General features: G+C 74.8%; 17 protein-coding genes. 8 read left to right on the top strand and 9 right to left on the bottom strand.

The window, feature by feature from the left end; translation table 11 throughout:
• Nucleotides 1–46: 46 nt before the first annotated feature.
• The 8 genes from H6H00_RS26945 to H6H00_RS26910 form a co-directional block, all read right to left on the bottom strand.
• Nucleotides 47–703 carry an alkaline shock response membrane anchor protein AmaP gene (locus H6H00_RS26945; RefSeq protein WP_185718456.1) on the bottom strand — a complete coding sequence of 219 codons (657 nt, stop codon included), beginning with the start codon at nucleotides 701–703 and terminating at the stop codon, nucleotides 47–49.
• Nucleotides 700–1,239, bottom strand: coding sequence for a DUF6286 domain-containing protein (locus tag H6H00_RS26940; protein WP_185718455.1), 540 nt, complete (start codon nucleotides 1,237–1,239; stop codon nucleotides 700–702). Before H6H00_RS26940 ends, H6H00_RS26945 begins: the two co-directional genes overlap by 4 nt.
• 9 nt (nucleotides 1,240–1,248) lie before the next feature.
• Complete coding sequence (locus H6H00_RS26935) at nucleotides 1,249–1,635, bottom strand: Asp23/Gls24 family envelope stress response protein (protein ID WP_185718454.1); 387 nt, start codon at nucleotides 1,633–1,635, stop codon at nucleotides 1,249–1,251.
• Entirely contained in the window at nucleotides 1,632–1,811 is a 180-nt protein-coding gene (locus H6H00_RS26930; RefSeq protein ID WP_185718453.1) for a hypothetical protein, read from the bottom strand. The genes H6H00_RS26935 and H6H00_RS26930 overlap by 4 nt, the downstream gene beginning before the upstream one ends.
• 44 nt (nucleotides 1,812–1,855) lie before the next feature.
• The gene (locus H6H00_RS26925) at nucleotides 1,856–2,101 is read right to left on the bottom strand and encodes a hypothetical protein (RefSeq protein WP_185718452.1); all 246 of its coding nucleotides are present in this window, start codon (nucleotides 2,099–2,101) and stop codon (nucleotides 1,856–1,858) included.
• Between the two features lie 40 nt (nucleotides 2,102–2,141).
• The gene (locus H6H00_RS26920) at nucleotides 2,142–2,498 is read right to left on the bottom strand and encodes a hypothetical protein (RefSeq protein WP_185718451.1); all 357 of its coding nucleotides are present in this window, start codon (nucleotides 2,496–2,498) and stop codon (nucleotides 2,142–2,144) included.
• 14 nt (nucleotides 2,499–2,512) lie between these two features.
• A complete protein-coding gene (locus H6H00_RS26915; RefSeq protein ID WP_185718450.1) occupies nucleotides 2,513–2,989 on the bottom strand; it encodes an Asp23/Gls24 family envelope stress response protein in 477 nt (158 codons plus the stop codon).
• Between the two features lie 88 nt (nucleotides 2,990–3,077).
• Nucleotides 3,078–3,803, bottom strand: a complete 726-nt coding sequence (locus tag H6H00_RS26910; protein ID WP_185718449.1) for a pyrimidine reductase family protein — start codon at nucleotides 3,801–3,803, stop codon at nucleotides 3,078–3,080.
• A gap of 136 nt (nucleotides 3,804–3,939) precedes the next feature.
• Between H6H00_RS26910 and H6H00_RS26905 the strand changes: the two genes are divergently transcribed.
• The 6 genes from H6H00_RS26905 to H6H00_RS26880 all read left to right on the top strand — a co-directional run bounded on the left by H6H00_RS26905 (nucleotide 3,940) and on the right by H6H00_RS26880 (nucleotide 9,045).
• Nucleotides 3,940–4,983: a FecCD family ABC transporter permease gene (locus H6H00_RS26905; RefSeq protein ID WP_255425389.1), complete on the top strand. Its 1,044-nt coding sequence runs from the start codon at nucleotides 3,940–3,942 to the stop codon at nucleotides 4,981–4,983.
• Nucleotides 4,983–6,080, top strand: coding sequence for a FecCD family ABC transporter permease (locus H6H00_RS26900; RefSeq protein ID WP_185718447.1), 1,098 nt, complete (start codon nucleotides 4,983–4,985; stop codon nucleotides 6,078–6,080). Before H6H00_RS26905 ends, H6H00_RS26900 begins: the two co-directional genes overlap by 1 nt.
• Entirely contained in the window at nucleotides 6,077–6,898 is an 822-nt protein-coding gene (locus tag H6H00_RS26895; RefSeq protein WP_185718446.1) for an ABC transporter ATP-binding protein, read from the top strand. Before H6H00_RS26900 ends, H6H00_RS26895 begins: the two co-directional genes overlap by 4 nt.
• Nucleotides 6,899–7,016: 118 nt before the next feature.
• On the top strand, nucleotides 7,017–7,679 hold the full coding sequence (locus H6H00_RS26890) for a Uma2 family endonuclease (protein ID WP_185718445.1): 663 nt from the start codon (nucleotides 7,017–7,019) through the stop codon (nucleotides 7,677–7,679).
• Nucleotides 7,680–7,735: 56 nt separating this feature from the next.
• Nucleotides 7,736–8,581: a PPK2 family polyphosphate kinase gene (locus tag H6H00_RS26885; RefSeq protein WP_185718444.1), complete on the top strand. Its 846-nt coding sequence runs from the start codon at nucleotides 7,736–7,738 to the stop codon at nucleotides 8,579–8,581.
• Entirely contained in the window at nucleotides 8,578–9,045 is a 468-nt protein-coding gene (locus H6H00_RS26880) for a hypothetical protein (protein ID WP_185718443.1), read from the top strand. Before H6H00_RS26885 ends, H6H00_RS26880 begins: the two co-directional genes overlap by 4 nt.
• Nucleotides 9,046–9,052: 7 nt before the next feature.
• Here H6H00_RS26880 and H6H00_RS26875 read toward each other — a convergent pair whose 3' ends face one another.
• A complete protein-coding gene (locus tag H6H00_RS26875; protein WP_185718442.1) occupies nucleotides 9,053–10,198 on the bottom strand; it encodes an acyl-CoA dehydrogenase family protein in 1,146 nt (381 codons plus the stop codon).
• Between the two features lie 105 nt (nucleotides 10,199–10,303).
• Here H6H00_RS26875 and H6H00_RS26870 point away from each other — a divergent pair, with 105 nt between their 5' ends.
• Nucleotides 10,304–11,359 (top strand): alpha/beta hydrolase, encoded by a 1,056-nt coding sequence (locus H6H00_RS26870; RefSeq protein ID WP_185718441.1) that lies wholly within the window; start codon nucleotides 10,304–10,306, stop codon nucleotides 11,357–11,359.
• An 18-nt stretch (nucleotides 11,360–11,377) separates the two neighbouring features.
• On the top strand, nucleotides 11,378–12,352 hold the full coding sequence (locus H6H00_RS26865) for an aldo/keto reductase (RefSeq protein ID WP_185718440.1): 975 nt from the start codon (nucleotides 11,378–11,380) through the stop codon (nucleotides 12,350–12,352).
• The last annotated feature ends 46 nt before the right edge of the window (nucleotides 12,353–12,398 follow it).

Here is a 12,398-nt window from a genome sequence, read left to right as displayed (position 1 = left end):
CGGTGTGGCAGCGGTGAAGGTGTCGCGGTGGAGGCGTGCGGCGGTGTCAGGAGACCCGCGGGCCGCTGGTGGCCTGGTCGAGCTCCAGGCGGACGGCCACCGGGAGGGCGGCGATCCCGAGCGAGGAGCGGGCCGAGGTCAGGACCTGGCCGTGCAGCCTCTCCAGCACGTCGCGGACGTCGGCGTCGTCGGAGAGCCACACCCACACGCGCAGCGCCGGGGCGTCCTCGGTGCCGACCATGCGGGCCTTGGCCCGGCCGACGCCGGGCAGGTCGGCGGCCTGCGCGGCGAGCGCGTCGGCCGCCGCGGAGGAGCTGACGGTGATGGCCGTCGTCGGGCCGCGGTCGATGACCAGGTCCGGCTTGCGCTCCGGGCGCAGCGAGCGGGCGGCCCAGGTCAGGCCGAGCACCAGCAGCAGGAGCCCGACGGCGATCGCGACGATCCGCGCGATCAGCGGCTGGGCCCGCAGGACGTCGACGACGACCGGGTCGAGCAGCGGCCGCCCGGCGCGGTCGGCCCCGAACACGCCGTAGCCCAGCAGGGCGACCAGCACGCCGGCGGCGAGCACGACGAGGCCGAGCAGCACCAGCACCGAGCGGTCGCCACCGGCGGACCGCGCGACGGCCGACCTCGAGCGGCGCTTGAGCGCACCCGAGTGCGGGGCGGGCGGCGGATCGGCCGGCTTCTCCATCGAGACGGTCATCGGGGGCCCTTCCTCTCCTGCACGGTGACGGCGACGCGCGGGCGGCGGGCCAGCGGCAGCTCGTCGAGCAGGGTGTCGACGGTGGAGGAGACGCTGCTGCGGAGTTCGGACCCAGCGTCGGTCCAGGCCTGGGCGCCGACGGAGACCTTGCGGGCGGTCGCGGTGACCGACGCGGCGGCCACCCCGTCGGCGGCGCGGACCCGGCGCCCGACGAGCCGGGCGAGCACCCGCGGGGAGGTCGTGACGGCGACCTCGGGGGCGGGGGAGGTCAGCGCGATGTCGTGGCGACGAGCGAGCAGGCCGATCAGCAGCAGGATCAGGCCGAGGACCGCGACGCCGATCGCGATGGCGGGAACCGGCGCGTCCGCCCAGGTCAGCGCCTCCAGGGAGGCCCGCCAGTCGGGCCACGGGACGAGCAGGCCGGTGGTGGCGGGGGTCCGCACCCACGCGGCGACGACCTCGATGACGGTCAGGACGCCGACCGCGGCCAGCGCGAGGCCGAGCAGCGGGGCGAGGACCCTGAGCAGGACACGCATGGTCATCTCCTACTGGACTCGGGAGCCGGAGCCGGTGGAGCCGTCGTCGGGTCCACGGAGGCCGGACACGGTGACGGCGAGGTTGCGGATGCGGCGGCCGGTGATGCGGGTGAGCTCGTCGCCCACCCGGCCGCGGACCGCGTCGACCGTCCGGCGGACGGGCGCGGGGTACTGGAGCGTCAGCTCCAGCGCGACGTCGACGGCGCCGTCGGGGCCGTCGCTGATCTTCGCGGTGGAGCCGGCCTGCCCGACGCCGACCCCGGCGAGGCGACGCTCGTGGCGCAGCGTGCCGGGGGTGCCGTCGGCGGCGTGCTCGACGATCTTGCGCAGCACCGTCGGGTGGATGTCGAGCCGGCCGCGCTCCTCGGGGGAGGCGGCGGCGTCGGACCCGCTCACCGGTCCCGACCCCGGCCCAGCACCGCGTTCAGGTCGAGCTCGCCGTCGAGCACGCGGCCGACGACGAGTCCGACGATGCCGATGACGAGGGCGACGAGGAACGCGCCGAAGCCGCCGATCGCGCCGGTGGCGCCGAGGATGAGACCGGCCAGCAGGCCGGTGTGGGTGGCGTTCATGGGTTCTCCTGTGGTGAGGGGCGGTGCGGCCGGACGGCGGTCGACTAGTCGACGCGGCGTTCGCGGTTGCGGCGCACGGTGCGGATGAGGGCCACCACCACCCGGACGGGCAGTGGCAGCGGGCTGACGATCTCGATCGGGGCGTCGTACCGGCGGTCGTCCGGGGGCGGCGCCGCCCGGCCGGCCCGGAGCCGGGCGAGCCCGGCCACGAAGAACTCCGGGTCGCCGCCGCGGTCGGGATGGTGGTCGCGGACGAACGCGCGGTACTCCGCGCGCTGCTCCGGCGTCATCCGTCCGGACGGATCGTCCGCCGTCATCGCGCCGGGCCGGTCAGGCCGTGGCCGGCGGGCCGACCACGGCCGCGGGGACCGCCAGGTCCGCCACCGTGATGTTCACGGCGGTGCCGCCGCACAGGGCCGAGACCTCGCGCCGCAGCTCGCGGGCGACGTCCGGGATGCGGGCGCTCAGGTGCAGCACCACGCCGAGCTCGACCGGCTCCGTGCCCTGCCCGATCCGCACGCCGACGAGGCGGCGGCCGGGCAGGTAGGTCGCGACGGACCCGAACAAGCCGCCGTCGAGCCGGGCGACCGCGGGGTGCGCGGTCACCGCGGCGGCGACGAGCTCCGCGAGCGCGTCGGTGTCGGCGGTCCGGGCACCGCCGACCGGGGCTCCGGTGGGTCCAGCCATGGTGTCGGACTCCGTCACTCGACCCGCGACGGCTGCGCGACGACGACGTCCTCGGAGGCACCGTCGTCCTCGGACGGCAGGTGGATGTCGTTGACGGCGATGTTGACCTCGATGACCTCGAGGCCCGTCATGCGCTCGACGGCGGTGATGACGTTGCGGCGCACCGCGCGGGCGAGGTCCACGATGGACGCGCCATACTCGACGACGATGTCGAGGTCGACCGCGGCCTGCTTCTCGCCGACCTCGACCTGGACGCCCGCGATGTTCGAGGCGCCGGTGCCGCCGCCGGGGATGCGCTCGCGCAGGGCGCCGAAGGCGCGGGACACGCCGCCACCCATCGAGTGCACGCCGGAGATCTCACGCGCGGCGATGCCGGCGATCTTCTGCACGACCGACGCGGCGATGGTGGTCTTGCCCTGCGTGGTGTCGTCGGCGAGGCGGGCGGGGCTGGCGCCGGTGGTGGGGCTGGGGGTGGGCGTGGGGGTGGTCATTAGCGCTCCTCAGGTCGTTCACGTCCGTTGCGTACGGACTTAGGACGCAGGTACCCGGTGCAACCTCCCACTAACTCACCCGATCGGACTAGTCACGGTCCTGAACATCGCCGGACCGGCGGTAGCGGAGCAGGAGCGCCCCCTCCTCGTGCAGGGCCCCGACCAGCGCCATCGGGCGGGGCGCGCCCCCCGTCCCCCCGACGGCGATGCGGCCGGCGTCGCCCGCGGCGAGCAGCGGCGAGAGGGTGAGGCACAGCTCGTCGACGGCGTCGTGGTCCACCAGCGCCCCGTGCAGCGACGGCCCGCCCTCGCACAGGACCCGGTTCAGGCGGCGCCGGCCCAGCTCGGCGAGCAGGGCGGCGGGGGAGAGGTCGTCGAGGACGGCGACGTCGGCCCCGGCGGCGGCGAGCCGGTCGCGGTGCGCGCGGGGGGCCCCGGCCGTGGTGAGGACGATCGTCGGGACCTGCGTGTCGGTGAACAGCCCGGCCTCCGGGTCGAGATCGGCTGACCCGGTGACGACGGCGACCGGCGGCGGGGTGTCGGTGCCGATCGTCGGCCTGCGCGCACCGCGGTAGCCCTCGGCGCGGGCGGTCCCGGCCCCGACGAGCACCACCTGCGCCAGCTGCCGGAGCACGCCGAACACGCGCTTGTCGGCGTCGGTGCCCAGGCCGCCGGAGAGCCCGTCGACGGAGACGGCCCCGTCCAGGCTGGAGACGAAGTTGACGCGGACGTAGGGGGCGTCGACGTCGGGATAGGCGTAGTGGTCGACGAGCGCGGGGTCGTCGACGGCGGGGAGTGGCCAGATGCGGTCCATGCCCGGATCCCAGCACGGGACGGGCGCCGGCACATTCGGTGACCCGACGGGGTAGGTCACAAGGCGAGGCTCACCTATGGTGAGCACAGCACAGGATTCGGCCCCCGAGGAGACCCCATTGAGCACGGTCACCCCCGTGCCCGGCCCGACCACCGGGCCGCCCCGTGCGCCGCGCCGGTCCCTGCGCGGGCGCCGGATCGTCGGGCTGGTGCTGCTGCTGGCGGCGCTCGTCGCGGGGGCGCTGCTCAGCGTGGCCGTCGGGGCGAAGCCGATCCCGCCGGGCGTCGTCTGGGACGCGCTGGTCCGCCCCGACCTCAGCCTGGAGGACCACATCGTGGTGCGCTCGCTGCGCATCCCGCGCACGGTCCTCGGCCTCGTCGCCGGTGCGGCGCTCGGGCTGTCCGGGGCGCTCATCCAGGGCCACACCCGCAACCCGCTGGCCGATCCCGGGCTGCTCGGCGTCAACGCCGGTGCCGCGTTCCTGGTCGTCATCGGGATCTACCTGTTCGGCGTCACCGACCCGCTCGGCTACGTCTGGTTCGCCTTCGCCGGCGCCGCCGCGGCGAGCGTGGCGGTGTTCGTGCTGGGGTCGGTCGGGCGCGGTGGGGCCACGCCGGTGACGCTCGCGCTGGCCGGGTCGGCGATCAGCGCCCTGCTGGGCGCGCTGACGTCCGCGGTGATCCTCGTCGACGTCGCCACGCTCGACGCGTACCGGTTCTGGGCCGTCGGCTCCTTGGCCGGCCGCGACGGCGAGGTGCTGACGAACGTCGTCTGGTTCCTCGGCGCGGGGGCCCTGATGGCGCTGGCCTCGGCACCGGCCCTGAACGCGCTGTCCCTCGGCGACGACGTCGCGCGCTCGCTGGGCCACTCCGTGCGGCGCACCCGGGTGCTCGGGATCGTCGCGATCACCCTGCTCGCGGGCGGGGCCACCGCGGCGTGCGGGCCGATCGCGTTCGTCGGGCTGGTGGTGCCGCACATCGTGCGCACCTTCACCGGGCCCGACTACCGCTGGCTGCTGCCGGCCTCCGCGCTGTCCGGGGCGGTGCTGCTGCTCGTCGGCGACGTGCTCGGCCGCGTGCTGGTGCGCCCCGGCGAGCTGCAGGTCGGGATCGTGCTGGCCCTGGTCGGTGCGCCGTTCTTCATCCACCTCGTGCGCCGCCGCAAGATGGTGAACATCTGATGGCGGTCGTGACGAAGGGCCCGGCCGGGCCCCCCGCGAAGGTCCCCGGCCGCCCCGCCCTTCGCCGCGGCCGGTTCTCCGTGGTCTGGCGCCCGCGCACCGTGCTGGTCCTCGCCGTCACCGCACTCGTGCTGCTGCTGGCCCTGGTCGTCAACATCGGCCGGGGCGACTTCCCGATCAGCATCGGCGAGGTCGTGGCCGTGCTCCTCGGCGGCGGCGACCGCGGGCAGCGGTTCATCGTGCTGGACCTGCGCCTGCCCCAGTCGCTCACCGGCGCGCTGGTCGGCGGCGCGCTGGCCGTGTCGGGCGCGATCACCCAGGCCGTCGCCCGCAACCCCCTGGCCAGCCCCGACATCATCGGCATCACGATGGGCGCCAGCGCCACCGCGGTGTTCGTCATCGTGCTCGGCGGCGGGTTCGGCGTCGTCGGCGGCGCCCTCGCCGCGGCCGGACTGCCGATCGCGGCGCTGATCGGCGGGCTGCTGACCGCGGCCGTCATCTACGGGCTGTCCTGGCGGCGGGGGATCCAGGGCTTCCGGCTCGTCCTCGTCGGCATCGGGATCAACGCGATGCTGCTCGCGCTCGTGCAGTGGCTGCTGGTCGTCGCCGAGATCTACGAGGCCGCGCGCGCCACCGTCTGGCTGACCGGCAGCCTCAACGCCCGGGGCTGGGAGCACGTGGTCCCCGTCGGGCTCGCGCTGGTGGTGCTGGTGCCCGCCGCGCTGGTCCTCGCCCACGCGCTCGGCGCGCTCCAGTTCGGCGACGACACCGCCCGCGGCCTGGGCCTGCGCGTCGACCGCGCGCGCACGTGGCTGCTCGTCGTCGCCGTCGGGCTGGCCGCCGTGGCCACCGCGTCGGCGGGGCCGATCGCGTTCGTCGCGCTGGTCGCCCCGCAGATCGCGCAGCGCCTGGTCGGGGCCGCCCGGCCGCCGATCGCCGCGTCGATGCTGGTGGGCGCCGCGCTCACGGTCCTGTCCGACGTCATCGCCCGCACCGCGCTGCCCTCGCCCCTGCCGGTCGGGATCGTCACCGCCGTCGTCGGCGCCCCCTACCTGCTCTACCTGCTCGCCCGACACGGCCGGGAGGCCCGCACATGACCGAACTGCTGACGTCCGTCGACGCGCCCGTGCGACTGCGCGCGGAGGAGGTCCGGCTCGGCTACGGCGACCGGGTCGTCGTCGACGGGCTGGACCTCGACGTCGTCGCCGGCACGGTCACCGCCGTCATCGGGCCCAACGGCTGCGGGAAGTCGACGCTGCTGCGCGCGCTGGGCCGGCTGCTCAGGCCCAGCTCGGGCCGGGTCCTGCTGGACGGCGAGCGGATCGACCGGATGGCCACCCGGGAGGTCGCGACGATCCTCGGGGTGCTGCCGCAGGCCCCGACCGCGCCCGAGGGGCTGACGGTCGCCGACCTCGTCGCCCGCGGCAGGCACCCGCACCAGGCCTGGTACCGGCAGTGGTCCTCCGACGACGAGGACGCGGTGCACCAGGCCCTGGAGTGGACCGGGATCCTCGACCTCGCCGAGCGCCCCGTCGACGAGCTCTCCGGAGGGCAGCGCCAGCGCGCCTGGATCTCGATGGCGCTGGCCCAGGGCACCGACCTGCTGCTGCTCGACGAGCCCACCACGTTCCTCGACCTCGCCCACCAGGTCGACGTGCTGGAGCTGGTGCGGCGGCTGCACTCCGAGGCGGGGCGCACCGTCGTCATGGTCCTGCACGACCTCAACCTCGCCGCCCGCTACGCCGACCGGCTCGTGGCGATGCGCGGCGGGCGGATCGTCGCCGCGGGCACCCCCCACGAGGTGATCACCGAGGACCTCCTGCGCGAGGTGTTCGGCCTCGACGCCCGCGTGATCGCCGATCCGGTGGCCGGGACGCCGCTGGTGGTGCCGGTCGGGGCCCGACCGGTCGGCTGACACCGCGGCCCGCCGGTCGCGCGTCGTGACCGGGTCCGACGCGCGATCCGGCGGCCTGTGCCACGATGGCGCGGCGCCGCGACGTGCGCCGATCGTCCGGAGGAGGGGGATCCCCACGATGCTCGACCAGGACGGGCCGTGGACCGAGGAGGCCTACCTCGCGCTGCCCCGCGACCGGCGGATCGAGCTGGTCGACGGGAGCCTGCTGGTCGCGCCGACCACCGACGACCGGCACGCCGCCGCCGTCGCGGCCGTCCGGGCGGCGGTGGAGAAGGCGCTGCCGGAGGGGCTGGAGGTCACCGGGCCCGTCGCGCTGCGGCTGTGCCCCGGCCGGATCCTGGTGCCCGACCTGGTGGTCGCCGCCCGCTCCGAGGACGGGTCCGACGTCCGTGACGGGTCGGCCGCCCTCGTGGTGATCGACGTCGTCGGCTCCGGGAACGGGGTCGCCGACCGCTGGTTCAAGCCGCAGCTCTACGCGGGCAGCCGCATCCCCTACGCCGTGCTCGTCGACCACGACGAGCCCTTCGCCGTCGCCACCATGCTGATCGGCGGGCGCTTCCACGAGTACGCCCACGCGGCCGCGGGGGAGACCTTCGTCCTGGAGGAGCCGTTCCGGCTCGAACTGGACCTCTCCGGCCTGGCCGCCCCCGGCGGGGACCGGCCGGCCGCGGACGACGGGGTCCCCGAGCCGGCGGCCGACGGCGCGGGGTCCGACGGCGCGGGGCCCGACGACACGGGGCCCGACGAGGGCACCGACGGCGACCACCTCCTGCGCGCCTGACCCGCCCGCCGCCACCGTCGGCGCCCGCGCCGGGAGCTGCCTCTAGGGTGGGGATCATGGTCAGCACCGCGCGCTCGACGTTCCGGGCGCCCGCCGAGCTCGACCTCGCGGAGATCGACCCGCGGGGCAGGCCGGTCGGCCCGAAGGACAAGTCGGCGGCCGCCGAGGCGATGGCCGACCTGGCCACCGTGCTCGACGGCCGGCAGGAGGCGCTCTACGCCGAGGCCGTCGGCGGGGGCACCCGGTCCGTGCTGCTCGTGCTGCAGGGCATGGACACCTCCGGCAAGGGCGGGGTGATCCGGCACGTCGCCGGGCTGGTCAACCCGCAGGGCCTGACGATCTCCTCGTTCAAGAAGCCCACCGCCGAGGAACGGGCCCACCACTTCCTCTGGCGGGTGCGCCCGAAGGTGCCCGCGCCGGGGCAGATCGGGGTGTTCGACCGGTCGCACTACGAGGACGTCCTCATCGCCCGGGTCGACTCGCTGGTCCCCGAGGACGTCTGGCGCGGTCGCTACGCCGAGATCACCGCGTTCGAGTCCGAGCTCGCCGCGCAGGGCGTCGCGATCGTCAAGTGCATGCTGCACATCTCGCCGGAGGAGCAGGCGGAGCGGCTCCTCGCCCGGCTCGACGACCCGGCGAAGGTGTGGAAGTACAACACCGCCGACCTCGACTCACGCGCGAAGTGGCCCGCCTACCAGCAGGCCTACACCGACGCCGTGCGCGAGACCGACTCCGGGACCGCGCCGTGGTACGTCGTGCCGTCGGACCGCAAGTGGTACCGGAACTGGGCGATCGCGTCGATCCTCGCGGAGACCCTCACCGAAATCGACCCCCGCTTCCCGCCCGCCACGGTCGACGTGGAGACCGAGCGCGCCCGGATCCGTGCGAGCGTGGTGGCATGAAGCGCCCCGCCATCGCCCTCGTCACGACCCTCGCCGCCCTGAGCGTGCTCGCCGGCTGCAGCACCGCCGCCCCCGCCCCCGAGGCGCCCGCTCCCGCGAGCGCCGCGCCGGGTCCCTCGGGCGCCGTCGCCGCGACGCCCGAGGACGTCGTCTGCGAGGACTACACCGACTCCCAGTCGGTGGTGCGCCAGGCCGCCGACGCGATGACCCGGATGCCGGTGCTGCCGGCCGGGGTCGCGGTGCTGCTGCTCGGCGCGCGTCAGGTGGCCACCACCGGGGGCGTCACCGACCCGGAGATCGTCGCCGCCCAGGCCGAGCTCGTCGCCGCCATCGACGACCTCGACGCCCAGGGGCGGGAGCAGCTGGGCCCGGACGGCAACGCCGCCCGGGACGCCGTGCAGCTCGACGCGCAGCGGATCCTGGCCGCCGTCACCGAGATCGAGCGCGTCTGCGCCGGCCGCTGAGGCGCGCCTAGCCGATCAGGGACCGGCCGATGATCTCCTTCATGATCTCGTTCGTGCCGCCGTAGATCGACTGCACGCGCGAGTCGACGAACGCCTTCGCGATCGGGTACTCGAGCATGTAGCCGTAGCCGCCGTGCAGCTGCACGCAGCGGTCGACCACGCGCTTGAGCACGTCGGAGGCCCACCACTTGGCCTTCGCGGCGTCGGAGATCGACAGCTCGCCCTCGACGTGCTGCCGGATGCACCGGTCGACGAACACCTGGGTCACCGTGACCTCGGTGTCCATCTCGGCCAGCTCGAAGCGGGTGTTCTGGAACGCCGCGACGGGCTTGCCGAACGCCTTGCGCTCCTTGACGTAGTCGAGCGTGAGCTCCAGGGCCTGCGCGGCGCCCGCGATCGAGCCGACGGCGATCGACAGGCGCTCCTGCGCGAGGTTCTGCATGAGGTAGATGAACCCCTGCCCCTCCTCGCCGAGCAGGTTCTCGGCGGGCACGCGCACGTCGGTGAAGGACAGCTCCGCGGTGTCCTGGGCCTTCATGCCGACCTTCTGGAGGTTGCGGCCGCGCTCGAAGCCCTCCATCCCGCGCTCGACGACGAGCAGGCTGAACCCGCGGGCCCCGGCCTCGGGGTCGGTCTTCGCCACGACGATCACCAGGTCGGACAGGATGCCGTTGGTGATGAACGTCTTGGCGCCGTTGAGCAGCCAGCTGCCGTCGTCCTGCTTCTTCGCGGTGGTCGCGATGCCCTGCAGGTCGCTGCCGGTGCCCGGCTCCGTCATCGCGATCGCGGTGATGATCTCGCCCGAGCAGAAGCCGGGGAGCCAGCGCTTCTTCTGCTCGTCGGTGGCGAGGCGGAGCAGGTAGGGCGCGATCACGTCGTTCTGCAGCGGGAAGCCCAGGCCCGAGGTGCCGGCGCGGGAGATCTCCTCGGTGACGATGCAGTTGTAGCGGAAGTCCTCGACGCCGCCGCCGCCGAACTCCTCGGGCACGTCGGTGCCCAGCAGGCCGGAGGCGCCCGCGGCCTTCCACACCGCGCGGTCGACGTGGCCGTCGGCCTCCCACTGGTCGTGGTGGGGGAGCACCTCCTTGGCGAGGAAGGTCCGCACGGTGTCGCGGAACGCGTCGTGGTCGGCGTCGAAGAGGTCGCGCTGCATGGCCGCCAGTCTCACATACCGGCCGGTAACCGGGAACGGCTCGCCGGTGCCGACGACGGCCCGCGCGGGCCGCGGCCGGGGACGCGGACGACTAGGGTCGTCGGGGTGAGCCTGGTCGACCGGATCCCCGCCGCAGCGGTCAACGCCGTCGACAAGGCGGTGCGCGGGGGTGTCGCCGACCTGCGGCGCATGCCGCGCGACGCCATCACCGGCTCGCCGGCGGCCACGCTGTACCGCTACCGCCCGCTGGCCGGCGTGCCGGTGCTCGACGCCCCGCCGGTGCTGCTGGTGCCGCCGCTGGGGGCCCCCGACTTCGCCTACGACCTGCGCCGCGGCTGCTCGCTCGTGCAGCACCTGCTGGCCACCGGGCGCACCGTGTTCCTCGTCGACTACGGCCCGATCCGCTTCGCCGACCGCGCGCTGGGCATGGAGCACTGGGTCGACGACGTGGTGCCGCGCGCGGTCCGCGACACCTGCGCGGACACCGGCGCCGACGGCGTCGACCTGCTGGGGTGGTCGCTGGGCGGGATCTTCTGCCTGCTCGCCACCGCGGCCGACGTGACGCTGCCCATCCACACGCTGTCGGTGATCGGCAGCCCGATCGACATCGCCGCGGTGCCGCTGGTGGCCCCGCTGCGCCCGCTCGCGGCCGTCACCGGCGGGCTCGGGCTCTCGGCGGTCTACCAGGCCATCGGCAGCTTCCCGGCGCCGCTGGTGAGCTGGGCGTTCCAGCTGACGGCGGTCGACCGGCTCGTCACCAAGCCGCTGACGGTCCTCTCGCGGCTCGACGACCGCGACTGCCTGGCCCAGATCGAGGCCGTCGACCACATGATGACCCACATGCACGGCTACCCCGGCCGCGTGTTCGGGCAGATCTACCACCTGCTGCTGCGCAGCAACGACCTCGCCGACGGCACCCTCGACCTCGCCGGGCGCACCATCGCGCTCAAGGAGATCGACGTGCCCGTGCTGGTCGTCGGGGGGCGGAACGACGTGATCGCGCCGCTGGCCGCGGTCGAGCGCGTGGCGGAGCTGCTCACCGGCTCACCGGACGTCCGGTTCGAGAGCGCTCCGGGCGGTCACCTCGGGGTGCTGACCGGTCGTCGCGCCCGCACGTCGACCTGGGTGTTCCTCGACGAGTTCCTGACCGAGCACACCTGATCCGGGTACAACGGGGGCATGCGCCATCTCGACATCGCCACCGCCAAGCCCTACTCCGTCATCGGCCTGGGCACGTGGCAGTTCGGGTCCCGTGAGTGGGGCTACGGCACCGACTACGCCGACGGGGAGGCCGCGCGGATCGTCGCGCGGGCCCGGGAGCTGGGGATCACGGTGTTCGACACCGCCGAGGTCTACGGCTTCGGGCGCAGCGAGCGGATCCTCGGGAAGGCGCTGAAGGACTCCGGCGGCACCGACGACGTCGTCGTGGCGTCGAAGGTCTTCCCGGTGATGCCGACGGCCGCGATCGTGCAGCAGCGGGGCGTGGCGAGCGCGCAGCGGCTCGGCGTCCGCCAGATCGACCTCTACCAGGTGCACCAGCCCAACCCGGTCGTCGGCGACGCCACGACGATGCGCGGGATGCAGGCGCTGCGCGACGTCGGCGTGATCGACGAGGTGGGGGTCTCCAACTACTCCCTCAAGCGCTGGCAGCGGGCGGAGGGCGCCAGGGGAGGGCAGCGGATCCTGTCCAACCAGGTGCAGTTCAGCCTGGTCTCGCGCGACCCGATGGCCGAGATGCTGCCGTGGGCGCAGCGCACCGGGCACATCGTGATGGCCTACAGCCCGCTGGCCCAGGGCCTGCTGTCCGGGCGCTACGGGGCCGACCACCGCCCGAGCGGGGGTGTGCGGGCGACCAACGCGATGTTCCTGCCGGAGAACATGGCCGCCGCCGCCCCGCTGCTCGACCTGCTGCGCGACGTCGCCTCGGCCCACGACGCCACGCCCGCCCAGATCGCACTGGCCTGGCTGGTGCACTTCCCGAACGTCGTCGCGATCCCGGGGGCGTCGAGCGTCGCCCAGGTGGAGCGCAACGCCGCGGCCGCCGACATCGTGCTGACGGGGTCCGAGCACGGGGCCCTCACCGCCGCGGCCGAGGCGTTCCACCCGACGACCGGCCTGTCCGCCCTCCCGGGCCTGGTGCGCGCCCGCCGCTGACCCGGACCCGCCCCCGGCGTCCACAGGGGAGCGGCCGCGTGGCCCG

The organism is Pseudonocardia petroleophila (assembly GCF_014235185.1).
GTDB classification, from domain to species: domain Bacteria; phylum Actinomycetota; class Actinomycetes; order Mycobacteriales; family Pseudonocardiaceae; genus Pseudonocardia; species Pseudonocardia petroleophila.
This window is presented reverse-complemented; position numbering and strand designations above follow the sequence as displayed.

Excerpts from the sequence above, each read along its gene's own strand:
- H6H00_RS26920 (WP_185718451.1), bottom strand. The coding sequence starts at position 2,498 with ATGGCTGGACCCACCGGAGCCCCGGTCGGCGGTGCCCGGACCGCCGAC.
- H6H00_RS26945 (WP_185718456.1), bottom strand. The coding sequence starts at position 703 with ATGACCGTCTCGATGGAGAAGCCGGCCGATCCGCCGCCCGCCCCGCAC.
- H6H00_RS26925 (WP_185718452.1), bottom strand. The coding sequence starts at position 2,101 with ATGACGCCGGAGCAGCGCGCGGAGTACCGCGCGTTCGTCCGCGACCAC.
- H6H00_RS26900 (WP_185718447.1), top strand. The coding sequence starts at position 4,983 with ATGGCGGTCGTGACGAAGGGCCCGGCCGGGCCCCCCGCGAAGGTCCCC.
- H6H00_RS26880 (WP_185718443.1), top strand. The coding sequence starts at position 8,578 with ATGAAGCGCCCCGCCATCGCCCTCGTCACGACCCTCGCCGCCCTGAGC.
- H6H00_RS26885 (WP_185718444.1), top strand. The coding sequence starts at position 7,736 with ATGGTCAGCACCGCGCGCTCGACGTTCCGGGCGCCCGCCGAGCTCGAC.
- H6H00_RS26910 (WP_185718449.1), bottom strand. The coding sequence starts at position 3,803 with ATGGACCGCATCTGGCCACTCCCCGCCGTCGACGACCCCGCGCTCGTC.
- H6H00_RS26930 (WP_185718453.1), bottom strand. The coding sequence starts at position 1,811 with ATGAACGCCACCCACACCGGCCTGCTGGCCGGTCTCATCCTCGGCGCC.
- H6H00_RS26875 (WP_185718442.1), bottom strand. The coding sequence starts at position 10,198 with ATGCAGCGCGACCTCTTCGACGCCGACCACGACGCGTTCCGCGACACC.
- H6H00_RS26940 (WP_185718455.1), bottom strand. The coding sequence starts at position 1,239 with ATGCGTGTCCTGCTCAGGGTCCTCGCCCCGCTGCTCGGCCTCGCGCTG.
- H6H00_RS26895 (WP_185718446.1), top strand. The coding sequence starts at position 6,077 with ATGACCGAACTGCTGACGTCCGTCGACGCGCCCGTGCGACTGCGCGCG.
- H6H00_RS26915 (WP_185718450.1), bottom strand. The coding sequence starts at position 2,989 with ATGACCACCCCCACGCCCACCCCCAGCCCCACCACCGGCGCCAGCCCC.
- H6H00_RS26865 (WP_185718440.1), top strand. The coding sequence starts at position 11,378 with ATGCGCCATCTCGACATCGCCACCGCCAAGCCCTACTCCGTCATCGGC.
- H6H00_RS26890 (WP_185718445.1), top strand. The coding sequence starts at position 7,017 with ATGCTCGACCAGGACGGGCCGTGGACCGAGGAGGCCTACCTCGCGCTG.